Source organism: Modestobacter caceresii, assembly GCF_000761485.1.
GTDB classification, from domain to species: Bacteria; Actinomycetota; Actinomycetes; order Mycobacteriales; family Geodermatophilaceae; genus Modestobacter; species Modestobacter caceresii.
The window spans coordinates 25,327-49,653 of sequence record NZ_JPMX01000111.1 but is presented as its reverse complement, the minus strand read 5'-3'; the positions used below and the strand labels follow the sequence as shown (position 1 = coordinate 49,653).

Here is a 24,327-nt window from a genome sequence, read left to right as displayed (position 1 = left end):
GGCCCCGCCGAGCCGGTCGGCCAGGGGGACCAGCCGGGCCGGGTCGCGCCCGGCGAGCACCGGCCGGGCGCCGCGCGCGGTCAGGGCGGCCGCCGTCCGGCCGCCGGTGTGGCCGGTGGCACCGAGCAGGACGATCCGTGCAGGCATGGTCGGACCCTAGCCACGACGCGCCGCAGCCAACCGGAACTGCTTGGTCCGCGGGTGCGTCGCTCCTCGCCGGGTAGCCGGGGCGTGATGCCGCCCCCCTGCCACCACTCAGCGCCCTGCGCCGGTGCCGGTCGACTCGAGCCCGACCCGGCCGGCGAGGGCGGCCGCCTCCACCCGGGTGGAGACCCGCAGCTGGCGGAGCAGGTTGGCCACCAGCCGCTTCACCGTGCGCTCGGAGACGTGCAGCGTCGTGGCGATGTCGACGGTGCTGGTGCCCGCGGCCACCAGCCGCCAGAGCCGCCGGTCGTCGGCGGACAGCTGAGCCGCGATGCCCTGGTCCGCGGTGGGCGCCGCGTCGTCCAGCAGCTGGCGCAGCAGCGACTCGGGGATCACCGACCACCCGTCGAGGACGGCGAGCAGCGGGCGCACCAGCGCCTCCGGGCTCGTGGTCTTGGGCAGGAAGGCGCTCGCCCCGGCCCGCAGCGCCTCCAGGGCCGCGTCGGCCTCGGCCAGCCCGGACAGCGCCACGATCCGGGTCATCGGCTCGGTGCGCCGGATGGCCGCGATGGCGCGGGTGCCGCCGGGCGGCGGCATGTGCAGGTCGACCACCGCGACGTCGGCGTTGTGCCGGCGCACGAGGGCGGCGCCCGCCGAGGCGTCATCCGTCGTTCCCACGACACGCACCCGCCCGTTGCTCTCCGGGGGCAGCAGCAGCTCCAGGCCCCGGCTGAACAACGGGTGGTCGTCGATCACCACCACGTCCACGGGGGGACGGTGCTCAGCAGCGGCACCGACGTCCAGTCCCTCCACGTCACTCCTACGGATCGGCTGCGCCCGGCGTGGCTGACCGACCGCTTCCCCGGAGGTGCCCGTGACCCTCGCTGCCGACACACACCCTGCGACGCTGCCCGGACTGTTCACCGATCTGCTGCGCGTGGTGCGCAGTCACCTCCCGCATCCCGCCGCTGACCCGGTGAGCACCGGCGACGCGCTGGTGCGGGCGCTGTGCCACGACATGCGCAGCCCGCTGGCCGCGCTGGAGTCGGCGCTGGCCCGGCTCGAGGACGACGACAGCCGACCGGAACTGCTCGACCTCGCCCGTGCCCAGGCGCAGCACCTGGCCTCGATGCTGCGTACCGCGAACGCCACCGGTGGGGCTGCGGAGCGGGCGGGCACCCGCGAGCTCGCCGACGTCGTCCGCGCCTCCGTCGCCGCCTCCGGCCTGCCCGACCACCAGCTCCGGGTCGAGTTCGGCGACGATGCGGCCGACGTGGCCGTCGCCGACGCCCGCGTCCAGCGGATCCTGACCAACCTGCTGGAGAACGCCCACCGGCACGGCCGGGGCCAGCCCGTCCGGCTGCGGGCGGAGCGACGGGTCGGGTGGGTCGACCTCGCCGTGACCCAGCCCGGCGTGCCGGTCGATCGGGTCCTGGGGCACCTCAGCCGGCCGACCCCGCCGGTGGACCTCAGCGGCCTGGGCCTGTGGTCGGTGCAGCGGCAGACCCGGGAGCTCGGCGGCCGGCTGGCCTGGTCAGAGGGCCTCGACGGCGCCTTCACGCTGGTGGTGCGCCTCCCGGACCGCTGACGAAGGGACCCGTCTGCCCCCCACAGGAGGGCCGGACAGGTCGGCCCCTGGGGGCCAGCGGACGGCACGGGGGTGACACCGGGAGGGGGCATCTGTCTGTTGTCACCGCGAGGGCGGCGACAGCGACGACGCAGAGGGAGAACGCCCGTGTTCACGCACACTCACGCACTGCAGTACGAGGCCAAGCCCGACGGCCCCGACCCGGACTTCGCCCGCAAGCTGCAGGAGATCCTCGGCGGGCAGTGGGGCGAGATGACCGTCGCCATGCAGTACCTGCTGCAGGGCTGGAACTGCCGGCTGCCCGGCAAGTACAAGGACATGCTGCTGGCCATCGGCACCGAGGAGCTGGCGCACGTCGAGATGATCGTGACGATGATCGACCGGCTGCTGGACCACGTGCCGCTGAAGCCCGACGCCGCAGACCGCACCAAGGAGGCGGCGGCCGGCTACGGGCAGCACAACCCGCAGCACGCCATCGTCAACGGCGCCGGCGCGTACTTCCGGGACAGCATGGGCCTCCCGTGGAGCGGCGGGTACGTGACCGCCAGCGGCAACCTCATGGCGGACTTCCACTACAACGCCACCGCTGAGATGCAGGGTCGTCTGCAGGCCGCCCGCCTGTTCAACATGACCGACGACCACGGCGTCAAGGACATGCTCCGGTTCAACCTGGCCCGCGACCACATGCACCAGATGCAGTGGCTCGCCGCCATCGAGGAGCTCAAGTCCGACGGCATCGAGGGCATCCCGGTGCCCGAGGCCTTCCCGATGGACGAGGAGCTGCCGGAGTTCGCCTACACGTTCATCGACGCCTCCGACGGCCCCGATGCGGCCAACGGCCGCTGGGCCAGCGGGCCGGCCCTGGACGGCACCGACAACCAGCTGCGAGCGGCACCGATCGCGGCCAACGCCGACGCGCCGATCCTGCCCCCCGGTGACCCGCGGCTGTACCCGACGCCGCAGACGCAGATGAACACGCTGATCCAGAAGGCCAAGGATGCCCTCAAGTGAGGCGCCGCCTCCTGTGATCTGCCACGGGAGGCACGCCCGATGCGCCGTCGCCGTGCCGGCGCCCCGGCTCCGCTACCCAGCGGACCTGGGACGCCGGCCCGGCGGGCGCCCGAGCACTCGCTGGAGGTACGCCGTGCACCTGCCCGTCCCCACCCCCCACCTCGCTCTCCCCCACCTGCCGGCCCTGCACCTGACCGGCCGGCTCCCTGCCGCCACGGTGCTGCTGTCGGTGGTCTACGCCGCGGCGATCGCCGTCGCCCTCACCGCCCCCGGGCAGCACGTGCTCGCCGGTCTCGTGGTGTTGGCCGGGCTGGTGAGCCGCTCCGTCGTCCGCCGGCGCCGTTCCGCCGCCGGCGCGGTCAGCGTCGCGACCGTCGCCGTCGACGCCGTCCTGCCGGAACCCGCCGTCCGTCCCGGCACGTCCCGGGACGAACCGGCCACCGCGCCGGCTGCCGCCTGAGGCACCCGGAGACGACGCGAGGCGCGCCCCCACCGGGGACGCGCCTCGCGCTAACGCAACGTGCTGGAACGGCCCTCCTGCAGGGGCCCGCCGCGAGCTTGCGAGCGGTGGGGGGCAGGAGGGTCCTTTCTCAGTGGGCGACCGCCTTCTCCGCACCGATGCCGGTCAGCGACCGGACCTCGAGCTCGGCGTACTTGTCGATGTCCGGCTTCTCCTTCGAGATCTTGGTGCCCAGCCAGCCGAGGAAGAACGACAGCGGGATGGAGACCAGGCCCGGGTTGCGCAGCGGGAACCACGCGATGTCGAAGTTGGAGAACATCGCGGTCTCCGAACCCGAGACCACCGGCGAGAAGATGATCAGACCGATGCAGACGATCAGCCCGCCGTAGATCGACCACAGCGCGCCCTGGGTGGTGAAGTTCTTCCAGAAGAGCGTGTAGAGGATCGTCGGCAGGTTGGCCGAGGCCGCCACCGCGAAGGCCAGGGCCACCAGGAAGGCGATGTTGATCCCGGCCTGGAGCGCCAGGATGCCCAGGCCGATGGAGACCGCGCCGATGACGACGGCGGTGATCCGGGCGACCCGGACCTCCGCGTTCGGGTCCACCTGCCCCTTCTTCAGCACCGAGGCGTAGACGTCGTGGGCGAAGGACGCCGACGCGGTGATCGTCAGCCCGGCCACCACCGCGAGGATCGTGGCGAAGGCGACGCCGGCGATGACGCCCAGCAGCACGGTGCCACCGAGCTCGAACGCCAGCAGCGGGGCCGCCGCGTTGACCCCGCCGGGTGCGGCCAGGATCGTCTCGGAGCCCACCAGGGCACCGGCGCCGTAGCCGATGACGAGGCTGAACAGGTAGAAGGCGCCGATCAGCCAGATGGCCCAGACGACGGACTTCCGCGCGTCCTTGGCGGTCGGCACGGTGTAGAAGCGCATCAGCACGTGCGGCAGGCCGGCGGTGCCGAGCACCAGGGCCAGCGCGAGGCTGATGAAGTCCAGCCGGGTGGCGCCCGACACCCCGTACTGGGCGCCGGGCTCCAGGACCTGCCCGCCCTCCGACGCGACCGCCCCGCCGAGCAGCGCCGAGAGGCTGAAGCCGTACTCGGCGAGCACCCAGACGGTCATCACCAGCGCACCGGCGATCAGCAGCGTCGCCTTGATCATCTGCACGTAGGTCGTGCCGCGCATGCCGCCCACCAGCACGTAGAAGATCATCAGCGCGCCGACGACGACCACGACGATCGCCTCGGCCGCGGCACCGCTGACCCCCAGCAGCAGGGCGACCAGGCCACCGGCACCGGCCATCTGCGCGAGCAGGTAGAAGAGCGAGACGAACAACGTCGAGATGGCCGCCGCGGTGCGCACCGGCCCCTGCCGCATCCGGAACGCCAGGACGTCGGCCATGGTGAACCGGGCCGTGTTGCGCATCAGCTCCGCGACCAGCAGCAGCGCCACCAGCCAGGCGACGAGGAAGCCGATCGAGTACAGGAAGCCGTCGTAGCCGTAGATGGCGATCGCGCCGGCGATGCCGAGGAACGAGGCCGCCGAGAGGTAGTCGCCGGCGATGGCCAGGCCGTTCTGCGTGCCGGTGATGTTGCGGCCGGCGGCGTAGTAGTCCGCGGCGCTCTTGTTGTTCCGGCTGGCCCGGAAGGTGATGAACAGCGTCACCACCACGAAGGCGCCGAAGATCGAGATGTTGATCGCCGGCTCGCCGATGGTCGCGCTCTCGGCGGCGAACACGTCAGCCACGGGGGGTCTCCTCGTTCCGGGGGGAGGCGAACTCGTGGGCCTCGAGGCGAGTGCGCATCTCGTCGGAGATGGGGTCGGTGTTCTTGCTCGCGTGCCGCACGTAGAGCTGGGTGATCAGGAAGGTGCTCACGAACTGACCCAGCCCGAGCAGGATGCCGAGGTTGACGTTGCCGAAGACCTCGGTGGACATGAAGTCCGCCGCGTACGTGGAGAGCAGGACGAACAGCAGGTACCAGACCAGGAAGGCGACCGTCATCGGCACCGCGAAGCTGCGGAACCGGCGACGCAGCTCGATGAACTCCGGGGAGTCCTGCGCTTGGCGGTACTCCTCCGGGGTCAGCAGCTTGCGTTCGTTCGGGGGTGTCACATGGCACCTCGCTGTGTGTCGCCTGTCGGGTGATCGCGGTCACCCTAGGGTGTCCACCCTCACAATGACACCGGGGGTGTCCCGATAGTTATCGAAGTGGTCTCGGAGGACGCCAGGAGTCCACGAAACGGCAACGCCGGGGAAACGGCCGGCTGGTGCCATGGGTGCATGGCCTCCTCCTGGACCACGAGCTCCCGGACCGGTACACCGCGGATCGGCGGGCGGGCCGGGACCCCCACCGGCTGGTACCCCGTCGCCCGCTCCAGCGAGGTGGGGACGACGCCGCGGCAGGTGGGCGCGGGCGGGCAGGCCTACGTCGTCCTCCGTACCCGGCCCGGGGCCGAGGTGACCGCCCTGTCGGCGCGCTGCCCGCACCGGCTGGTGCCACTGACCACGGCGACCGTCGTCGATGGTCGGGCGCGCTGCCCGTACCACGGCTGGGAGTTCAACGCGGAGGGTCGCTGCGTGGAGATCCCGTCCCTCGGGCCGGTCGGCACCCCACCCCCGCGGGCCGACCTGTCCGCACCCTGGGCGGTCGAGGAGCGGGACGGCTGGGTGTGGCTGGCCCCCGACCCCACGCCGACCGCCCGGCCGCCGCGCACCCACGGGGCGACGCCGTCGCCGGAACCGGTGCCCGATCTGCCACCGCCGGACGGCCCGGTGCTGGACAACCTGCACCCTGCCCTCGAACACGCCTGGCACCCGGTCGCCCTGTCCACCGACCTCCGTGTCGGCGGCTACCTGCAGACCCGGCTGCTGGGGCGCACCTGGACGGTGCACCGCCGGACCGGCGGCGTACTGGCCGCCGATCCTCCTGCGTGGGGCGTCGTCGAGCACCTGGGTGTCGTGTGGATCGCCCCGGCCGAGCCGTGGGCCGAACTGCTCGCCGTCCCGGAGACCGCCGACCCGCTGGCCGTGTCCGGCTGGCTGCCCCCGGCCCGCAGTCCCGCCTCGGCCGGTGCGCTGGCCGACGCCTTCCTCGACACCTCGCGTCACCCCGCGCACCCGACGTCGGGTCCGCCGGAGCCGGCCGTCCCGGAGCTGACGTACGAGCGCGGCGGCTTCTCCGGCGTGCAGGAGGAGCAGCTGGGCGGTCGGCGGGTCACCGCCGTCCACCGGGCCCCGTTCCAGCTGGTGCGACGGGAGGAGGACCTGCGGACGGGCGTGGTCACCACGGTCGTGCGGCTGCTGCAGCCCGAGGACGCCGACTCGACCCGGGTGCACACCCGCGTCCTGGTGCAGCAGACCAACGGGGCGGTCTCCCCCGGCGCCCTGGCGGCGGCGGTGGCGAGCGCGGCCGCCGTGCTCGACCAGGACCTCGCGTTGCTGGCGCGCTGGGGCAGCACCGGGCTGCCGCTGCTCCCCCGGGACGAGCTGCACCTGCGGGCCGACCGGCTGGGGGTCGCGCTCCGCCGGACGCTGGCCGACTTCGCCACCGACCGCACGGCCGCCGGGCAGACCGAGGAGCTGCAGCGGCGCGCCACCGCCTGATCCGGCAGCGCTCCGGTCCCGCAGGATGGGCCGATGACCGCAGCGGGGCAGTTCGAGCGGGGCACCGACGGCCCGCGGGTGATCCTGGTCGGGGTGGACGGCTCCCCGACGTCACTGCGTGCAGCGGCCTACGCGGCCGGGCTGGCCCGCCGCCAGCGCTCCCGGCTGGTCGCGGTCTACGTCGGGGAGCCGCCGTCGATGGTCGGCTGGGTGCCCGAGGCCCAGGCGGTCGCCCAGGACGCCGCCGCCCAGGTGGGTGAGGAGCTGCGCCGTGAGCTGCAGTCGGCGGCCGAGGACCTGGGCATCGCGGTGGAGCTGCGCACCGCCCAGGGTGATCCGGTGACCGAGCTGTCCCGGATCGCCGACGAGCTGCCGGCGGACGCGGTGCTGGTGGGCGCGTCGGAGCAGGCCGGCCACCGGGTGATCGGGTCGGTGGCGGTCCGGCTGGTGCGGGTCGGCCGCTGGCCGGTGACCGTCGTCCCCTGACGCGGCGGGACGGGACCGCGCCGTTGCCTCCGGAGCCGCTACGGTTCGCCAGGGTGGCGACGAACTCCCCGGAAGTGACCGACCTGCTCGAGCTGCGCGTGGTCGGGGTGCAGCTCGAGGCCCCGTTCGACGAGCTGCGGCACCGGGTCCCGGTTGCCTGGCAGGCGGTCCTGGGCCGGGCCGTCGAGCTGCCGGACCCCGGGGCGACGGGGTACGTCGAGGCCAGCCAGCACCTCGGTGGCGGGCGCTACCGGGAGACGGTGGGGGTGCTCGCCGGCGCGGACACGGCCGTGCCGGTGGGCATGACGGCCGTGGTCCTGCCGGCGGGGCGCTGGGCTCGGCTGGTCCACGACGGGCCGCTGCCCGAGGTCGCCGAGAGCTTCGGCCGGCTGCACGACTGGTGCGCCCAGCAGAGCCTGGCGTACGGGGACCTCAAGCTGGACACCGGGTACACCGCCGACGGCACCGGCCCGCACGTGCTGCACGTCGACGTCCCGGGCGCGTCTGCCTGACGGCTCAGGACGCAGCCGGCTCCTCGTCCGCGGCGAAGGCGTTGGCCACCAGGTCCCGGTGGGCGGCGAGCAGCCACCAGAGTGCCCCGGCGAGCAGCAGCTGGGCAGCACCGGACACCGCGAACACGGTGGGCACGCTCGTCGCGTCGGCCAGCAGCCCACCGGCCAGCGCGCCCAGCGGGATGCCGCCCCAGACCAGCGTCCGGTAGCCGCCCTGGACCCGGCCGAACAGCGCCTCGGGGATGAGCGCCTGACGCAGCGACATGGTGAGCACGTTCCAGAACAGCACCCCCGCCGTCCCGACCCCGTACAGCGCCCCGGCCACGACGCCGTTCTCGGTGAACGCCATGGCGCCCAGGGTCAGCGCGGCCAGCACCGACCCGGCCACCAGCGTGGCGGTGCGGCCGATCCGGGCGGCCAGCGGCGCGGCGGCGAGCCCGCCGGCCACCGCACCCACCCCGGAGGCGGTGAGCAGCAACCCGTACCCGGCCGCGCCGATCTCCAGCGTGTCCAGCGCGTACAGCACGAAGACGCCGGTGGTCATCGACGAGGTGAGCGCGGTGCTCGCCGAGACGAGGGTGAGGCCGCGGAGGAAGCGGTGCCGCCACAGCCAGCCCACGCCCTCGGCGACGTCCCGGCGGATCGTCGTGGGCGGGCCCCCGCCGCGGACCGGCCGGTGCGTGCCGGCGATGCCGACCACCAGGACGGCGGCGAGCAGGAACCCCCCGGCGGTGGTGAGCAGCGGTGCGGCGGCCGCGAGGACGAACAGCACCGAGCCCAGCGGCGCGCCGATGAACCCCTGGCTGGCCTCCTCGGCGGTGGTGAGCAGCCCGTTGCCGCGGTCGAGCTGGTCGCGGCGGACCACCTGCGGCAGCATCGCCCGGGCCGCGCTGTCGTACACGGTCTCCGCGACCCCCACCGCGAACGCCACGGCGTAGAGGACGGCGAGCGACGTCGTCCCGGTGAGCACCGTGGCCGCCAGCGCCGCCAGCGCACCTGCCCGGACGACGTTGGCGGCGGCCATCGCGCGCTTGCGGTCGGTCCGGTCGACGAAGGCACCGGCCGGCAGGGCGAACAGCAGCCAGGGCAGGAAGGCCAGCGACGTCAGTGCCGCCACCGCGACCGGGTCGCGGGTGAGCGTCGCGGCCAGCAACGGCAGGGCCACCCGGTTCACCCCGTCGGCGAGGTTGGACGCGGCGCTGGCCGAGTAGAGCCGCCAGAACGCCGGACCGAGGGGCGAGGACACGACCGGCACCCTGCCAGTGCCGTCCGACAGCCGAGCGCCGCACCGCGGTCCGCCGAGTGACAGCCCAGTGGGGGACCCGCCCCGCCGGTCGCCCGCTGAGCTGTCACTCGGCGACGGGGGGCCCGCGAGCGGCGGCTCATCCCGCAGGCGGACACGCGGTTCACCCCGCGGGACGACGACGGACGGCGCGACCCTGCCTAGGGTCGGCAGCATGGCCCGGTCGCTGCTCGAACGTGCGGCGACACGTCTCCGACAGCACCCCTTCGGCGTGGACCTCGCCCTCGCCTGCCTGGTCGCGCTGGTCACGGTCCCGGTGCCCGGGTTGTCCGGCTACAGCGAGTCGAGGCCGGAGGTGGCCCTCCTGCTGGGCCTGGCGCTGTGCGCGCCGCTGGCCTGGCGGCGCCGCCACCCGGTCCCCGCCGCCGCGGCGGTGGTGCTGGTCTGTCTGGTCCAGCTCGTCGTGCTCCCCGCCGAGCTGCTGCTCGCCGACGTCGCCGCCCCGATGATGGTCTACGCGCTGGCGGCCCACGGTCCCCGCTGGGCCGGCCGGGCCGGGCTGGGCGCCGGGTTGGTCGGCGCGGTACTCGCCGCTGCCTCGTTCCACCGGGGTTCGTCGATCAGCCTCATCGTCAGCACGGCGGCCCTGCTCGGTGCGCTGGTCGTCGGCGCCTGGGCGCTGGGCGCGCTGCGCCGCCCGCGCGTGCAGGGCGCGCAGCCGGCCCGGGTGCCCCCCGCTGCGGACCAGCCGCTGCTGGAGCGCGCGGCCGGGTGGCTGCGGGACCACCCGTTCGGCGTCGACGCCGTCCTCGCCGGCGTCGCGGTGCTCGTCCTGGTCAGCGCCTCCACGGACATCAACTACCCCGGGTCCACCCTCGCCGCGATCCCGCTGTCGCTGGCGCTGCTGGTCCCCCTGGCCTGGCGCCGCCGCCGACCGGTCCGTGCCGCCGCGGTCGTCATCGTCGCCAGCCTGCTCGAGCTCGTGCTCGTGCCGAGCTACTTCCTCCCCGCCAACATCGCCGCGCCGGTGATGGTCTACGCGCTGGCCGCCTACGCCCCCCGCTGGGCCAGTCGGGCCGGCCTGGTCGTCGGGCTGGTCGGTGCCGTGCTCGCCTCGGCCGTCTACTTCGGCGAGGGCACCTGGTTCGGCTTCGTCTTCGCCGCCGGCGTCATCGGCGTGCTCGTGGTGGCGTGCTGGGCGCTGGGCGATCTGCGCCGGGCACGGCTGCAGCAGGTCGCGGGCCTGGAGGAGCGCGCCCGGCTGCTGGAGCTGGAACGGGAGCAGGAGATGCGGCTGGCGGCGTCCACCGAACGGGCCCGGATCGCCCGGGAGATGCACGACGTCGTCGCCCACTCGCTGTCGGTGGTCATCGCCCAGGCCGACGGTGGCCGCTACGCCGGGCAGACCGACCCGGCGGCCGCGACCGGGGCCCTGGACGCGATCTCGGCCACCGGCCGGCAGGCGCTGACCGACATGCGCAAGCTGCTCGGGGTGCTGCGGGAGGGCGACGGGGAGGAGTACGCCCCGCAGCCCGACGTCGCCGCGATCGACCAGCTCGTGGCCGACGTCCGGGCCAGCGGCCTGGCCGTCGACCTGGTCGTCGAGGGCGACCCGCGCCCACTGCCGGCCGGCGCGCAGCTGGCCGCCTACCGGATCGTGCAGGAGTCGCTCACCAACGTGCTCAAGCACGCCGGCCCGGCCGGCCGGGCGTGGGTGCGGCTGCACTGGCGGCCCGATGCGCTGGAGCTGGCCGTGCTGGACGACGGCCGGGGCGCATCGGCGGCGATCGTGGAGTCCGACGGCCAGGGACAGGGCCTGCTGGGCATGCGCGAGCGGGCGGCGCTGCACGGCGGGCGACTGATCGCCGGGCCGCGGACCGGCGGCGGGTTCGGCGTGCACGCCTCCCTGCCCTACGGTCCACCACGATGAACAACAGCCAGATCCGCGTCGTCCTCGTCGATGACCAGCAGCTGGTCCGGGCCGGGTTCCGGATGGTGATCGACTCCCAGCCCGACCTCACGGTGGTCGGGGAGGCCGGGGACGGCGCCGCGGCGGTCGAGCTGCTGCGTCGGACGCCGGCCGACGTCGTGCTGATGGACGTCCGGATGCCCGGCACCGACGGCATCGCCGCGACCGAGCTGGTGACGGCGCTCCCCGAGCCGCCCCGGGTCGTCGTGCTCACCACCTTCGACCTCGACGAGTACGTGGTCGCGGCGATCGGCGCCGGGGCCAGCGGCTTCCTGCTCAAGGACGCCCCGCCGGAGGAGATGCTCGCCGCGGTGCGCACCGTGCACGCCGGCGACTCGGTGATCGCGGCCAGCTCCACCCGCCGGCTGCTGCAGCACGTCGCGCCGATCCTGCGCGGGGCCGGCAACGGGGGCGGGACCGGCCAGGTCGACCCGAGCGCGCTGGCCGAGCTCACCCCGCGGGAGCGGGAGGTTCTGGTCCAGATGGCCTACGGCGCCTCGAACACCGAGATCGCCGGCCAGTTGTTCGTCAGCGAGGCGACGGTGAAGACCCACGTCGGCCGAGTGCTGTTCAAGACCGGCTCCCGGGACCGCGTGCAGGCCGTCGTCCTCGCCTACCGCACCGGCCTCGTCGCCCCCGCCGACCTCCTCCGCGACGCCCCCGCTTAGTCCGGCCCATCGCACTTAGCGTAAGCACTCTTGGAGCCGCAATCTGGCCCTCACCGCTGTTCGAGTCGAGAGCCACAAAACATCGGGTCCCGCGGGGCTTTATGGGCTCTTCACGGTTCCCGGTGAATTGCGGGGCGTGAGCCGGCGATCGTGGTGTGACCCGGAGACGTTGAGGGCCCGTGGTCCTGCTGGGATGGGTGTTGCCTAGACATCCGCACCAGTGAGGTCCACGAGCCGTGTTCGAGCCTACGGGCTCGCAGCGGGACGCTGCGAGCGCGATCTTCAACCTGCCCGACTACCGGGTCATCGACGCCATCACCGACGCCGACGGCGTCCGCCGGATCGAGGTCGAGTCGACCGCCCTGCCGGGCTGCCCGGTGTGCGGCGTGCTCGCCGTACGCGTGCACTCGAGGCGACGGCAGCGGCTGCGGGACCTGCCGGTGGCCGGGCCAGTGGAGCTGGTCTGGGCCAAGCGTCGCTGGTTCTGCGACGAGACCCGCTGCTCGCGGAAAACTTTCAGCGAGGTCACCGGCCAGGTGCCGGCCTACGCCCGCTCGACCGCCCGGTTGTGTCAGGCGCTGGTCACCGCGGTCGTGGTCTCCGGCCGGGCGGCCAGCGAGGTCGCCCGCTTGCACCGAGTCTCTTGGTGGCTGGTGCAGTCGATGCTCACCGCCGCCGCCGACCTGCTCACCGACCCCGACGACGTGCTCGTGCGCCGGCTCGGCATCGACGAGCACCGCTACCGCTCGGTCCGGTTCTTCCGCGAGCCCGACGGCGCCTGGCGACGCTACGAGCCGTGGATGACCACCCTGGTCGACACCGACACCGGCCGCGTCCTCGGCGTGGTCGACGGCCGGGACTCCGCCGGCGTCGGATCGTGGCTGGCCGCCCGCAGCCAGGCCTGGCGTGACGCCGTGGAGGTGGTCGCGATCGACCCCTCGGCGGCGTTCCGCAAGGCACTACGCGAGCACCTGCCGGCCGCGGCGGTCAGCGTGGACGCCTTCCACCTGGTCAAGCTCGCCAACGACACCGTCACCCAGGTCAGGCAGCGGGTCATCCGCCAGGGCAAGGGCCGCCGGGGACGACTCGAGGACCCGGCCTGGGTCAACCGGCGGCTGCTGCTGCGCGCCGGGGACACCCTGCGCCCTCGCGCGCTGGCCCGACTCAAGGCCACTCTGCGCGCCGACGATCCGACCGATGAGATTGGCGCAGCCTGGGGCATCAAGGAACAGCTCCGCGCGCTGCTGACCAGCGGCTCCCTCGAACAGGCCCACGAGCACAAGATGCTGCTCGGCACCTACGTCCTGGCCGCGAACATGCCTGAGACCGACCGACTCTGGGCCACCATCACCGCGTGGTGGGACGCCATCGAGGTCCTACTCGTCACCGGCGTGACCAACGCCCGCACCGAAGCCGCGAACACCAGCATCAAGCAGATCAAGCGCACCGGTCGCGGATACCGCAACCCGGCCAACTACCGCGCTCGTATCCTGCTCGCCAGCGCCGCCCGGACGGCAGCGTGAACACCCTTCTCAGCGGGATCGTTCACCGGGAACCGCGAAGAGCCGCTTTATGCGATTAGTCGTCAAGATGATTAGTAGTCAAGATAGAGCCCCCGCCCGTCCCCGTCCACCTCTGGCGCCTGGTCCGCTTTTGACACGTGCGGCAGCCATCCAGGAACAGCGAGCATTAGTTCGTCAGGGAGGCGATGTAGCGAGTAGTTCGCTTGCCCTACCGACTTTAGCTGCTCAGATACTCGCGCGACCTCATGTCCCGCCAAAAGTGGATCACTGGGGCCGCATGCAACCACAACTGCTCGGCGAGCGCGACTCTCCCGAAGGGAGTCATCCCGCAGGATTCCTTCAATTAGGCCCATGACCCCTCCCTCCCAACCGGCCATGAAAGCCACCACCTGCAGATCTGGAGCTTCTAGACGATCGCCAGTCATGAGAATTGCCTGACCCGTGTCTCGCACCCGCTCGATCGCCGCACTGAAGGCCCGAACCCATACGTCCTCGACCGGGGTGAGCTGAGCCCAGCAGACCACTAGCTCAGATTCCGTCGGCCCCCGACCACGCCTAGGGAGCCTCACGACCCTGCCACGACCAGCTGGATGCCACCTGTTGGAACAGTCAGGCGGACCGGCCCTTGGCGGAGGTCGGAGCACGTGCTTGCGGCCACCTCGATCGAGACGAACGTCGCTGCAAGGGCAGCTGGCGGACTTCCGCGCAGCCCTCCCCGGAAGGTCTGCGGCAAGCTCGGGCAAAGCTGACGGGCGGTCTGCCAAGCGTCACCGTCGAGATGGAGCCGCACCGAAGTCGAACTGGACGAGGAGACAACCGCGAACACCACGGCCCCCGCCAGGCTGACCAGGCCCACAAGTGCGATCAACGATCCCCCAAAGGTCCATCCGCGAATACGTCTAATTAACTGGTCAGCCGCCGCCTGATGTGCCTCCAGGTTCGGGTAGCGTTCCCCCGCGCTCTTGAGGGATGCCGCGCCGTACAGCGTTGTGCTGAGTAGCAGCAACAGGACCGCAGCCGCGCCAAGCACCAAGGCTGGACGGGGCAACGTTGACGCCGCGGGGGTGAGCACGAGTCCTGCGGCGACAGCGGCCGCCCCCGAGGCAGTGAGCGGAGCGACAGCTCGGGCTCGCGACCGGGCGTTCTCCGGGTTGGCCTGGAATTCCGTGCTGCTCTCCACCCAATCCCTCCACCTCAATGCTTACCTGTTAGGAGGCTACGCGGCTTTCGGCTGCAACTCTCACCTCCTCCTACGGGATGACGGCAGCTCCACCCTTGGGAGCAGCGGCGCGCTCCCACGAACCAGCCCCTGCGGCGACGCGGGCGGACACGACGGCGGGAGAACGTGATCTCAGTCGAAGACCACGTTCCTGGAGGCCGAAGTGTCCGTCCCCGTCATGACCGTCCCGGGTGAGCCCGCGGCGACCCAGTCCGCCGCCGTCCACGCCACCGACCTGCGCAAGACCTACGGCTCGGGTGAGACCGCGGTGCACGCACTGGCCGGCGTCGACGTCGCGTTCGACCGGGGTGCGTTCACCGCGATCATGGGCCCCTCGGGCTCGGGCAAGTCGACGCTGATGCACTGCCTGGCCGGCCTGGACGCCGCGACCAGCGGCAAGGTCTGGCTCGGCGAGACCGAGCTCACCAGCCTGCGCGACGACCAGCTGACCACGCTGCGCCGCGAGCGGATCGGCTTCGTCTTCCAGTCGTTCAACCTGCTGCCGGTGCTCAACGCCCAGGACAACATCCTGCTGCCGATGCAGCTGGCCGGGCAGCGCCCGGACCGGGCGTGGATGGACTCCGTCATCGGCCGGCTCGGCCTGCGCGACCGGCTCCAGCACCGCCCGCACGAGCTCTCCGGCGGCCAGCAGCAGCGGGTGGCCGTGGCCCGGGCGCTGCTCCCCCGCCCGGACGTCGTCTTCGCCGACGAGCCCACCGGCAACCTGGACAGCCACGCCGGCGCCGAGGTGCTGGACCTGCTGCGCTCCAGCGTGCGGGAGACCGGCCAGACCGTCGTCATGGTCACCCACGACCCGGTCGCCGCCGCCTACGCCGACCGGGTCGTGCTGCTGGCCGACGGCCGGCTCGCCGGTGAGGTCCACCAGCCCACCACCGACTCGATCATCAACGCGCTGCGTGGACTGGGGGCCTGACGCCATGCGCGCAGTGACACTGGCGAGCATCCGGGCGCACGCCGGCCGGCTGGTCGCCTCGACCCTGGCGATCGTCATCGCGGTGGGCTTCGTGGTCGCCACCCTGGTGCTCAACGAGACCACGAAGGCCACCGTCCTGGAGGCCGCCGGCGCCCAGTACGTCGACACCGACGTGGTGGTCACCTCCGGCACCGGCACCGGGCTGACCGAGCACGTCGACACCCTCACCGCACTGGACGGGGTGCAGGCCGTCGACCCGACCTGGCAGACCTCCGTCCAGGCGGTCGCCCCCGGCCGCACCGGCGCCCAGTACCTGCTGGTCGAGTCGGTCGCCGGCGACCCCGGGCTGCGCTGGCAGCAGCTGACCGACGGCTCGCTGCCGGTGCGCCCGGGCGAGGTCGCGGTCAGCGAGCGCGTCGGTGCCGCCGTCGGCGACGTCCTCCCGGTCACCTCCTACGACGCCGAGGGCACCGGGACCACCACCGACGTCACCGTGACCGGCGTGGTCGACCTGGGCGGCGACCCCACCGCCGGCATCTACGGCAAGGCCTACGCCACCGCCGACCAGACCCGCGCCTGGGGCGCCGAGGAGCCGACCGAGCTGCGCATCGCCGGCCCCGCCCGCACCGATCCCGGTCTGCTGGCCGACGAGGTGCGCACCACGCTGGCCGGCGAGGACGTCACCGTCCGCACCGGCACCGAGCAGGCCGAGGCGTCCGTCGCGGCGCTCACCGGTGACGCCGCCTGGCTCACCACCACCCTGCTGGTGTTCGCCACCATCGCCGTCCTCGTCGCCGGGCTGGTCATCGCCAACACCTTCGCGGTGCTGCTGGCCCAGCGGACCCGCGACCTGGCGCTGCTGCGCTGCGTCGGCGCGACCTCCCGGCAGGTGCGCCGCAGCGTGCTCGGCGAGGCCGTGCTGACCGGGCTGGTCGCCTCGGTGATCGGCGTGCTGGCCGGCATCGGGCTGTCCGCGGCCGTCTCGGCGGTGGTGTCCGGCATGGACTCGCCCGTCCCGCTGTCCGGGGTGTCGGTGCCGCTGTACGCCGTCGGCGTCGGCCTCGCCGTCGGCACGGTGACCACGCTGATCGCGGCGCTGGCCCCGGCCCGCGCCGCCACCCGGGTCGCCCCGCTGGCCGCGCTGCGCCCGACGGACCCGGCACCGCTGCGTTCCCGCGGGGGCGTCGCCCGGCTGGTCGCCGGCCTGCTGCTCGCCGTCCCCGGCATCGCGCTGATGGCCGTGGGCGTGGTGACGGCGCAGATCCTGGTCTCGCTGGCCGGCGGGGTGCTCAGCTCGCTGGGGCTCCTGCTGCTCGCCCAGCGGGCGGTGCCGCCGATCGTCGCGGCGGCCGGTCGGCTGCTCGGCCGGTTCGGCGGGCTGCCGGCCCGCCTGGCCACCGGCAACGCCACCCGCAACCCCCGCCGGACGGCGGCCACCGCCACTGCCCTGCTGATCGGCGTCACGCTGACCACGGCGATGGTCGTCGGCGCCAGCTCGACCCGGGCCTCCGCACAGGCGGGTCTGGCCGCCGCCTACCCGACCGACGTGATCGTCGAGAGCTTCGACGAGCCGATCCCGGCCACGCTGCAGGGCCAGCTGGAGTCGGTCGACGGCGTGGTCGAGGCGACCGGCCTCACCGCGGCGATGATCACCGGGCCGGACGGTGCGGAGAGCTGGGTCAGCGGCGTCGACGCGGCGCAGGCGCTGCCGGTGCTGCGCTCGACGTCCGACGTGACGCTGCCCGAGCTCGGCCAGGTCGTGCTCCCCGGCTGGGAGGCCGACCTCTGGGACGTGCAGCCGGGCGACTCGCTGACGCTGGCCGCCGGCGACCGCTCGCGCACGCTGACCGTGGTGGCCGGCGAGACCGACCGCACGCTGCTGACCAGCACCGACCTGCAGGCCCTGGTGCCCGAGGCGGCGGTGGAGACGATGTGGCTGCGGGTGGCCGACGGGATCGACCAGACCGCGGTGATCGACGAGATCACCGACCTGGCCGGCACCGCGCTGCCCACCGCGTTCGTCACCGGGCTGGCCAGTGAGCGGGCTGCCATCGACCAGGTGGTCGACGTCCTCCTGCTGGTCGTCACCGGGCTGCTCGGCGTGGCGGTGCTGATCGCGCTGATCGGGGTCGGCAACACGCTCGCCCTGTCGGTCGTCGAGCGGCGTCAGGAGAGCGGCCTGCTGCGGGCGCTGGGACTGACCCGCGGCCAGTTGCGTGCGCTGCTGGCCTGGGAGGCGGTGCTCGTCGCCGGGGTCGCCGCGGTGCTCGGTGTGCTGGTCGGTGGCGCGTACGGCCTGGTCGGGGCCGCCTCGGCGCTCGGCGAGATCGGCGAGGTGGTGATCAGCATCCCGTGGCTGCAGATCGGCGCGATCGTGCTGGTCGCCACCGTGGCCGGGCTGCTGGCCTCGGTGCTGCCGGCCCGCCGGGCGGCGAAGACCCCGCCGGTGGCCGCGATCGCCGGCTGACGCGCCGACCCCGACCTGAGACCGGGGCCCACGACCGTGGGCCCCGGTCCCTCGTCGGTCCCGGCCGGGACGTCGACCGCCGGCGCCCGCCCGGCGGGGACACAGCTCGACGGGGGATGCTGGGTGCGTGCCGTTCCTCCGCCGTGCCGCCGCCGTCACCGCTGCCACCGCCCTCGCCGGTGGGGTGGGCTGGGTCGCCCGCGCCGCCTGGGGCCTGCCCGTCGCCCTCGGCGCCAGCCAGCGCCGGCTCCGCCCGACCGTCACCGGCTCGTCCCAGTTCTCCGACGGGAAGTTCCACAACAACCTGCCCACCCCCGCGCTGCCCCCCGCCAACGCAAGGGACGGCCTGCTGCGGCAGTGGCACGAGGAGCGGCACAAGGGGCTCCCCGGGGGGCCCATCCCGCTGGCCACGCCCGAGGTGCCCGAGCAGGCCACGGAGCTGGCGGTCACCTGGTTCGGGCACTCCAGCGCCCTGCTGGAGATCGACGGCCGGCGGGTGCTCGTCGACCCGGTGTGGAGCGAGCGGGTGTCGCCGTCCCCGCTGCTGGGCCCCACCCGCCTGCACGAGCCCCCGGCGCCGGTGGAGAGCCTGCCCCCGGTCGACGCGGTGCTGATCAGCCACGACCACTACGACCACCTCGACCTGCCCACGGTGCGGGCCCTGGTGCGCGAGCAGTCGGCGCCGTTCGTCGTCCCGCTGGGCATCGGCGCGCACCTGCGCCGCTGGGGCGTGCCCGACGAGCGGATCGTGGAGCTGGACTGGGACGGCGCCACGACCGTCGCCGGGCTGACGCTGACCTGCACCGAGGCCAGGCACTTCTCCGGCCGGTTCTTCGCCCGGGACACCACGCTGTGGTCGTCCTGGGTCATCGCCGGCCCCCGGCACCGGGTGTTCTTCGGCGGCGACACCGGCTACACCCCGGCCTTCGCCGGGATCGGCGCCCGCCTCGGGCCCTTCGACCTGACGCTGCAGCCGATCGGCGCCTACAACGACGCCTGGCACGCCATCCACATGGACCCGGAGGAGGCCGTGCGCGCGCACGGTGACCTGGGTGGCCGGGTGCTGGTGCCGATCCACTGGGCGACGTTCAACCTGGCCTTCCACCGGTGGGCCGAGCCGGTGCAGCGGCTGCTCGCCGCCGCCGAGGTACGGGACGTGCAGGTCGTCGTCCCGCAGCCCGGTGAGCGGGTCGACCTGCTGGCCCCGCCGCCGCTGCGGGACTGGTGGACGGCGGTCGGTTCCGTCGACGACCTGCCCCCCAGCGGTGCGGCGGCCGCCAACGCCCGCGTCCGCCGGCTGACCGCCCGGCGGGCCGGCTCCCCGGGCTGACGGCGACGCTCAGCCGACCAGCAGCGCGCTCCGGTCCGTCCGGGTCAGCGCCCGGCCGGCCAGCGCCACCAGGACGACGGCGGCCGCGCAGACCGCCGCCACGGCGACCTGCCGCGGGCCCTCCGCGGCAGCGATGCCCAGGAGGCCCCAGATGACGGCCGCGGCGAACGGGCCGGCGGCGACGTGGGAGCCGAGCAGCACCGCGGCCGCGACCCCGGCGACCGTGACCAGCGCGGCAACCGCCCAGGCCTGGGCGGCCAGGGTGTCCGGGGAGATGCCGAGCGCGACCCCGGTGCTGCCCACGTTCGCCACCGAGGCGACGGTGAGCCAGCCCAGCAGGAGCCCGGCGGTGGCCCGAGGCAGCGCCGGGCCAGGCCGCCGGCCGGCACCGTCTGCAGCCGGACGTAGGCGACGGCGGCCGCGGCGGTGATGCCGAAGATCAGCACCTGCGCGACGTACTGCCACACGCCGCCCTGCGGGTAGACCACCTCCCAGACGGCGTTCCCGGCGAACGCGATGGCCAGCGGCCAGCCGGTCCGCCGGTGCACCTCGCGCCCGCGCTGCGACGGCAGCGCCTGGTACACCGCCCAGGCCAGCGACCCGGCGAAGATGATCCCCCAGATGCTGAAGGCCCAGCCGGTCGGGGTGACCAGGGAGCGGTCGCCGTCGCTGACGTCGCCGACGCTGCGGCCGGCGAGCGCCGCACCCAGCGGGCTGCCGACGACCTGGGCGACCGCCGCGACGACCCGGGGGGTGTCCCGCATCGGTTCCTCCTCGTCCGCGCGCGGCCACCGGGTCGGCCACGTCCTCGGTGAGGGCTACCCGGCGAGGGCGGCGAGCACCAGGGGGAGCTCGAGGAGATCGGTGACCTCGTGCTGCGGCTGCGGCCCGTCCGGGTCGACCCGGTGCCCGGACCGGTGCACCCGGACGACGGTGAGGCCGGCCTCGAGCGCTCCCCGGGTGTCCCGCGCCGACGCGGGGACGTGCACCGCGGCGCCGGCGTCCGCCGCCCGCCGGTAGATCTCCGGGCTCGGCTTGTAGGCGTGCAGCCGCTCGCTGGTCAAGACGGCGTCCGGGTGCACCAGGCCGGCCGCCCGGGTGCGGGCGAACAGGTCGTCGTCCACGTTGGACAGCACCCCGACCCGGTGCTGCTCGGCGACCAGCGGCAGCGCCCGGCCGACGTCGGGCCACAGCGGCCAGTCCGGCAGCGACGCGAGCAGCGCGAGGGTGTCCGCGGTGGCGTCGGCGTCCAGGCCCCGGGCCGCGTAGGTGTCCGTGAGCGCGCGGCGGCAGTGCTCGGCGAAGGGCACCCAGTCGGTGAGGTCCTTCTGCGAGGCCTTGTTCCGGGCGTCCCAGTCGTCGTAGAGCTCGGTGCCGGCGACGTCCCAGCCGTGCCCCTGCGCGAGGGAGTCGAACGTCGCCGAGCCGCCCGTCCGGGAGTCGATCAGCGCGCTGAACAGGTCGAAGGTCACCAGCACACCGTCAGTATGGCCCCGTTGCAGGGTCCTGCCGCGAGCCTGCGAGTGGCGGGGGCAACGGGGCCCTTCGTCAGCGCAGCAGCTTGGACATCCGCCGGTCGGCCAGCGGCTTGCCGCCGGTCTGGCAGGTCGGGCAGTACTGCAGCGAGGTGTCGGCGAAGGACACCTCGCGCACGGTGTCCCCGCAGATCGGGCAGGGCAGCCCGGTGCGGGCGTGCACCTGCAGACCGGCCCGCTTCTCCCCCTTGAGCGTCGCCGCCCGCTGCCCCAGCTGACGGTCCAGGGCGTCGGTCAGCGTCTCCCGCATCGCGGCGTGCAGCCGGAGCAGCTCGTCGTCGGTGACCTTGTCGACCATCTTAAACGGGGAGAGCCGGGCGGCGTGCAGGATCTCGTCGGAGTAGGCGTTCCCGATGCCGGAGAGCACGGTCTGGTCGGTGAGGGTGCCCTTGAGCTGGGTGTGCCGGCCGGCCAGCAGCGCCCCGAGGGTCTCGGCGTCCAGCTCCAGTGCGTCCGGGCCCAGCCGGGCGATGCCCGGCACCTCGGTCGGCGAGCGGACCACGTAGACCGCCAGCCCCTTGCGGGTGCCCTGCTCGGTCAGGTCGAACCCCTCGGGCAGCTCACCCTCGCGCGGCTCCAGGTGCACCCGCAGCGCCAGCGGGCCCTTCCCCGGCTTGGGCGGTGCGGTGGGCAGGTTCTGCCGCCAGTGCAGCCAGCCCGCCCGGGCGAGGTGGACGACCAGGTGCAGCCCGGAGACGTCCAGGTCGAGGAACTTGCCGTGCCGGGTGGCGCCGGTGAGCTCCAGCCCGGCCAGCGAGGACAGCGACGGGTCGAAGGTCTTGATCGCCTGGACCGCGGCCAGGTCGACGCGCGTGACGATCCGGCCGACCGCGTTCTCCCGCAGGAACGCCGCCAGCGCCTCCACCTCGGGCAACTCGGGCACCCGCCCATGATCCACGCCGGACGCCGTCCCTGTCGTCCTCCGTCACCCCCTGACCACCAAAATGGCCATTCTGGTGGTCTCAGCGGGGGGCGGCGGCGGCCATGCGCTCGACGATGGTGCGGAGCAGCGGGCGGGGGGTGGCCAGGTTCAGCCGCACGTGCCCGGCGCCGGGGGCGCCGCACTCCGGGCCGTCGACCAGCGCCACCCCGGCCTCGCGCAGGAAGAACTCCCCCAGCGGCTCCTCGATGCCCAGCTCCCGGCCGTCCAGCCAGGCCAGGTAGGTGCCCTCCGGCGGGGTGTACCGCACCGGCGGCAGGTGCTCGGCGAGCAGCTCGGCCAGCAGCCGGCGGTTGCCGTCCAGGTAGGTCAGGACGTCGTCCAGCCACTCCTCCCCCTGCTCGTACGCCGCCGTGCTGGCCAGCACCCCGGGGGTCGATGCGCCGTGACCGGCCAGCTCGCCGACCTCGGCCCAGTGCGCGGCGTCGGCGGGGTTGGACAGCAGGAGCTGCGCGGCCTTGAGCCCGGGCACGTTGAACGCCTTGGACGCCGACGTCGCCGTCACCGTGTGTGCGGCGGTGACCGGCGACAGCGAGGCGTAGGGCCGGTGCACCGCGCCCGGGTACACCAGCGGCGCGTGGATCTCGTCGGCGAACACCCGGGCGCCGTTCCGGTCCACCACCTCGGCCAGCGCCAGCTGCTCGTCCGCGGTGAACACCCGGCCCACCGGGTTGTGCGGGTTGACGTGCACCAGCAGGGCCCCGGGGGTCAGCGCCCGGTCCAGCGCCGCCAGGTCGTGGGTGGACCGGCCGTCGTGGACGACCATCGGCACCTCGACGAGCTCGCGACCCATCAGCCGCGGCACCTTCAGGAACGGCATGTACGCCGGGGTGGGCAGCACCACCGGGGCACCGGGCGGGGTGAAGTGCTCGATCGCGGCCTGCAGCCCGGCGACGACGTCGGCCAGCGGGGTGATCCACTCGGCCGGCAGCTCCCAGCCGTACCGGCGGCGCTGCCAGCCGGCGCACGCCTGCGCCATGGCAGTGGCGATCGGGGTGGGCAGGTAGCCCAGCGCCCCGGCGTCGACCGCGTCGTGCAGCGCGCGGGTCACCACCGGCGCCGTCCCGAAGTCCATCTCGGCGACCCATCCGCCCAGTGCGTCGCCGTACCGCGTCCACTTGAGGCTGCCGGCCGACCGCAGCGCGTCCTCGGTCAGTGCGTCGAAGGAGGTGCCCACCCGGTCAGTCTGCGTCGCCGGGCACGTCGGCGGTGGCCCCGGGCTCGGCGCGGGCCGACTCCTCCACCGCGGCCGCGACCGCCTGCGCGACGGCCGGGTCGAAGACGCTGGGGATGATGTAGTTGGCGTTGAGCTGGTCGTCGCCCACCACCGCGGCCAGCGCGTCGGCAGCGGCCAGCAGCATCCCGGGGCGGATCTCCTTGGCCCGGGCGTCGAGCAGCCCGCGGAAGACCCCGGGGAACGCCAGCACGTTGTTGATCTGGTTGGGCAGGTCCGAACGGCCGGAGGCGACGACGGCGGCGTACTGCCGGGCCCGCACCGGGTCGACGTCCGGCGTGGGGTTGGCCATCGGGAAGACCACCGCCCGCTCGGCCATCCCGGCCAGCACCTCGGCCTGGATGACGTTGGCCGCGCTGACCCCGATGAACACGTCCGCGCCGACCAGGGCGTCGGCCAGCTCGCCCCGCCGGCAGCCGGGGTTGGTACGCCGGGCCAGGTCCAGCTTGGCCGGGGAGAGCCGCTCGTCGTCCGGCGAGAGGACGCCCTCCCGGTCCCAGACCAGCACGTTCGTCGCCCCGGCCTCCAGCAGCAGGGTGACGATCGCCGTGCCGGCCGCACCGCCGCCGGCGACGACGACCGCGACGTCCTCGAGCTGCTTGTCGACGACCCGCAGCGCGTTGCGCAGCGCGGCGAGCACGCAGATCGCCGTGCCGTGCTGGTCGTCGTGGAAGACCGGGATGTCCAGCTTCTCCCGCAGCCGGGCCTCGATCTCGAAGCAGCGCGGCGCGGAGATGTCCTCCAGGTTGATCCCGCCGAAGCCGGGGGCGATCAGCTCGACGGTGCGCACGATCTCGTCGACGTCCTGGGTGTCCAGCGCGATCGGCCAGGCATCGATGTCGCCGAACCGCTTGAACAGCGCGGCCTTGCCCTCCATGACCGGCATCGAGGCGCCCGGCCCGATGTCGCCCAGCCCCAGCACCGCCGAGCCGTCGGTCACCACCGCGACGGTGTTGCCCTTGATGGTGAGCCGGCGGACGTCCTCCGGGTGCTCGGCCAGCGCCAGGCAGACCCGGGCGACGCCGGGCGTGTAGGCCATCGACAGGTCGTCGCGGGTCTTCAGCGGCACCTTGGAGGCGACCTCCAGCTTGCCGCCCAGGTGGAGCAGGAACGTGCGGTCGCTGACCTTGCGCACGTGCACGTTGTCGACGGCGTCGAGTGCGGCGACGACCTCCTCGGAGTGCTCGGCGTCGGCGGCCGAGCAGGTGACATCGACGGTGAGGCCGTCGGGCCGGGACTCCACGACGTCGATCGCGGTGACCGCACCACCGGCGCTGCCCACCGCGGTGGCGATCCGGCCGACGCTGGCCGGATCACCGTCGGCGGCGAGCCGCACGGTGATCGAGTAGGACGCCGACGTCACCGGACCGCGGTGGACGACGGGCGCGGGCGCCGAGCCAGGAGTGAGAGACGTCACCTTCCCATCGTGGCATCTCGACCACGACATTTCCACCTGGCGGGC

21 protein-coding genes are annotated in these 24,327 nt (G+C 73.9%); 12 read left to right on the top strand and 9 right to left on the bottom strand.

The genetic code is table 11. The annotated features are described in order from the left end of the window. Nucleotides 1-255 precede the first annotated feature (255 nt). Nucleotides 256-912: a response regulator gene (locus tag IN07_RS20335; protein WP_036339670.1), complete on the bottom strand. Its 657-nt coding sequence runs from the start codon at nucleotides 910-912 to the stop codon at nucleotides 256-258. Between the two features lie 106 nt (nucleotides 913-1,018). Between IN07_RS20335 and IN07_RS20330 the strand changes: the two genes are divergently transcribed. The 3 genes from IN07_RS20330 to IN07_RS20320 all read left to right on the top strand — a co-directional run bounded on the left by IN07_RS20330 (nucleotide 1,019) and on the right by IN07_RS20320 (nucleotide 3,203). Then, nucleotides 1,019-1,732 (top strand): sensor histidine kinase, encoded by a 714-nt coding sequence (locus IN07_RS20330; protein ID WP_036339667.1) that lies wholly within the window; start codon nucleotides 1,019-1,021, stop codon nucleotides 1,730-1,732. 147 nt (nucleotides 1,733-1,879) lie between these two features. After that, a complete protein-coding gene (locus IN07_RS20325; protein WP_036339664.1) occupies nucleotides 1,880-2,743 on the top strand; it encodes a manganese catalase family protein in 864 nt (287 codons plus the stop codon). Nucleotides 2,744-2,876: 133 nt separating this feature from the next. After that, the gene (locus IN07_RS20320; protein ID WP_156119311.1) at nucleotides 2,877-3,203 is read left to right on the top strand and encodes a hypothetical protein; all 327 of its coding nucleotides are present in this window, start codon (nucleotides 2,877-2,879) and stop codon (nucleotides 3,201-3,203) included. Nucleotides 3,204-3,333: 130 nt separating this feature from the next. Here IN07_RS20320 and IN07_RS20315 read toward each other — a convergent pair whose 3' ends face one another. Further along, entirely contained in the window at nucleotides 3,334-4,947 is a 1,614-nt protein-coding gene (locus IN07_RS20315; protein WP_052091560.1) for a solute symporter family protein, read from the bottom strand. Further along, nucleotides 4,940-5,314: a DUF485 domain-containing protein gene (locus IN07_RS20310; protein WP_036339662.1), complete on the bottom strand. Its 375-nt coding sequence runs from the start codon at nucleotides 5,312-5,314 to the stop codon at nucleotides 4,940-4,942. Before IN07_RS20310 ends, IN07_RS20315 begins: the two co-directional genes overlap by 8 nt. Nucleotides 5,315-5,482: 168 nt before the next feature. On the opposite strand from IN07_RS20310, the gene IN07_RS20305 reads away from it, so the two are divergent. From IN07_RS20305 to IN07_RS20295, 3 genes are read left to right on the top strand one after another with little or no spacing between them, the layout of a single operon-like run. Continuing rightward, on the top strand, nucleotides 5,483-6,805 hold the full coding sequence (locus IN07_RS20305; protein WP_036339659.1) for a Rieske (2Fe-2S) protein: 1,323 nt from the start codon (nucleotides 5,483-5,485) through the stop codon (nucleotides 6,803-6,805). A 33-nt stretch (nucleotides 6,806-6,838) separates the two neighbouring features. After that, on the top strand, nucleotides 6,839-7,291 hold the full coding sequence (locus tag IN07_RS20300; RefSeq protein ID WP_036339656.1) for a universal stress protein: 453 nt from the start codon (nucleotides 6,839-6,841) through the stop codon (nucleotides 7,289-7,291). A 53-nt stretch (nucleotides 7,292-7,344) separates the two neighbouring features. Further along, complete coding sequence (locus tag IN07_RS20295) at nucleotides 7,345-7,803, top strand: GyrI-like domain-containing protein (protein ID WP_197058582.1); 459 nt, start codon at nucleotides 7,345-7,347, stop codon at nucleotides 7,801-7,803. A 4-nt stretch (nucleotides 7,804-7,807) separates the two neighbouring features. Here IN07_RS20295 and IN07_RS20290 read toward each other — a convergent pair whose 3' ends face one another. Continuing rightward, a complete protein-coding gene (locus IN07_RS20290; RefSeq protein ID WP_081975587.1) occupies nucleotides 7,808-9,049 on the bottom strand; it encodes an MFS transporter in 1,242 nt (413 codons plus the stop codon). A gap of 211 nt (nucleotides 9,050-9,260) precedes the next feature. Here IN07_RS20290 and IN07_RS20285 point away from each other — a divergent pair, with 211 nt between their 5' ends. From IN07_RS20285 to IN07_RS20260, 6 genes are all read left to right on the top strand, one after another. Next, complete coding sequence (locus IN07_RS20285; protein ID WP_231558493.1) at nucleotides 9,261-10,976, top strand: sensor histidine kinase; 1,716 nt, start codon at nucleotides 9,261-9,263, stop codon at nucleotides 10,974-10,976. Then, the gene (locus IN07_RS20280) at nucleotides 10,973-11,683 is read left to right on the top strand and encodes a response regulator transcription factor (RefSeq protein WP_036339650.1); all 711 of its coding nucleotides are present in this window, start codon (nucleotides 10,973-10,975) and stop codon (nucleotides 11,681-11,683) included. Before IN07_RS20285 ends, IN07_RS20280 begins: the two co-directional genes overlap by 4 nt. 236 nt (nucleotides 11,684-11,919) lie before the next feature. Continuing rightward, entirely contained in the window at nucleotides 11,920-13,206 is a 1,287-nt protein-coding gene (locus IN07_RS20275) for an ISL3 family transposase (protein ID WP_036339647.1), read from the top strand. Between the two features lie 1,382 nt (nucleotides 13,207-14,588). Next, the gene (locus IN07_RS20270; RefSeq protein WP_231558492.1) at nucleotides 14,589-15,359 is read left to right on the top strand and encodes an ABC transporter ATP-binding protein; all 771 of its coding nucleotides are present in this window, start codon (nucleotides 14,589-14,591) and stop codon (nucleotides 15,357-15,359) included. Nucleotides 15,360-15,363: 4 nt separating this feature from the next. Continuing rightward, on the top strand, nucleotides 15,364-17,826 hold the full coding sequence (locus IN07_RS20265) for an ABC transporter permease (protein WP_036339644.1): 2,463 nt from the start codon (nucleotides 15,364-15,366) through the stop codon (nucleotides 17,824-17,826). 127 nt (nucleotides 17,827-17,953) lie between these two features. Further along, entirely contained in the window at nucleotides 17,954-19,156 is a 1,203-nt protein-coding gene (locus IN07_RS20260) for an MBL fold metallo-hydrolase (RefSeq protein ID WP_036339641.1), read from the top strand. Between the two features lie 9 nt (nucleotides 19,157-19,165). On the opposite strand, the gene IN07_RS20255 is transcribed toward IN07_RS20260, so the two are convergent. From IN07_RS20255 to IN07_RS20235, 5 genes are all read right to left on the bottom strand, one after another. Further along, on the bottom strand, nucleotides 19,166-19,468 hold the full coding sequence (locus IN07_RS20255; protein ID WP_036339638.1) for a hypothetical protein: 303 nt from the start codon (nucleotides 19,466-19,468) through the stop codon (nucleotides 19,166-19,168). A gap of 506 nt (nucleotides 19,469-19,974) precedes the next feature. Continuing rightward, the gene (locus IN07_RS20250) at nucleotides 19,975-20,628 is read right to left on the bottom strand and encodes an HAD family hydrolase (protein ID WP_231558491.1); all 654 of its coding nucleotides are present in this window, start codon (nucleotides 20,626-20,628) and stop codon (nucleotides 19,975-19,977) included. Nucleotides 20,629-20,704: 76 nt separating this feature from the next. Beyond that, a complete protein-coding gene (locus tag IN07_RS20245; protein WP_036339632.1) occupies nucleotides 20,705-21,574 on the bottom strand; it encodes an Fpg/Nei family DNA glycosylase in 870 nt (289 codons plus the stop codon). Nucleotides 21,575-21,653: 79 nt separating this feature from the next. After that, nucleotides 21,654-22,808 (bottom strand): MalY/PatB family protein, encoded by a 1,155-nt coding sequence (locus IN07_RS20240; protein ID WP_036339629.1) that lies wholly within the window; start codon nucleotides 22,806-22,808, stop codon nucleotides 21,654-21,656. 4 nt (nucleotides 22,809-22,812) lie between these two features. Continuing rightward, nucleotides 22,813-24,228 carry an NAD-dependent malic enzyme gene (locus IN07_RS20235; protein ID WP_036339699.1) on the bottom strand — a complete coding sequence of 472 codons (1,416 nt, stop codon included), beginning with the start codon at nucleotides 24,226-24,228 and terminating at the stop codon, nucleotides 22,813-22,815. Nucleotides 24,229-24,327 lie beyond the last annotated feature (99 nt).

What these genes read in the sequence shown, in the direction of transcription:
- IN07_RS20265 (WP_036339644.1), top strand. Translation starts at nt 15,364, where the DNA reads ATGCGCGCAGTGACACTGGCGAGCATCCGGGCGCACGCCGGCCGGCTG.
- IN07_RS20305 (WP_036339659.1), top strand. Translation starts at nt 5,483, where the DNA reads ATGGCCTCCTCCTGGACCACGAGCTCCCGGACCGGTACACCGCGGATC.
- IN07_RS20300 (WP_036339656.1), top strand. Translation starts at nt 6,839, where the DNA reads ATGACCGCAGCGGGGCAGTTCGAGCGGGGCACCGACGGCCCGCGGGTG.
- IN07_RS20285 (WP_231558493.1), top strand. Translation starts at nt 9,261, where the DNA reads ATGGCCCGGTCGCTGCTCGAACGTGCGGCGACACGTCTCCGACAGCAC.
- IN07_RS20280 (WP_036339650.1), top strand. Translation starts at nt 10,973, where the DNA reads ATGAACAACAGCCAGATCCGCGTCGTCCTCGTCGATGACCAGCAGCTG.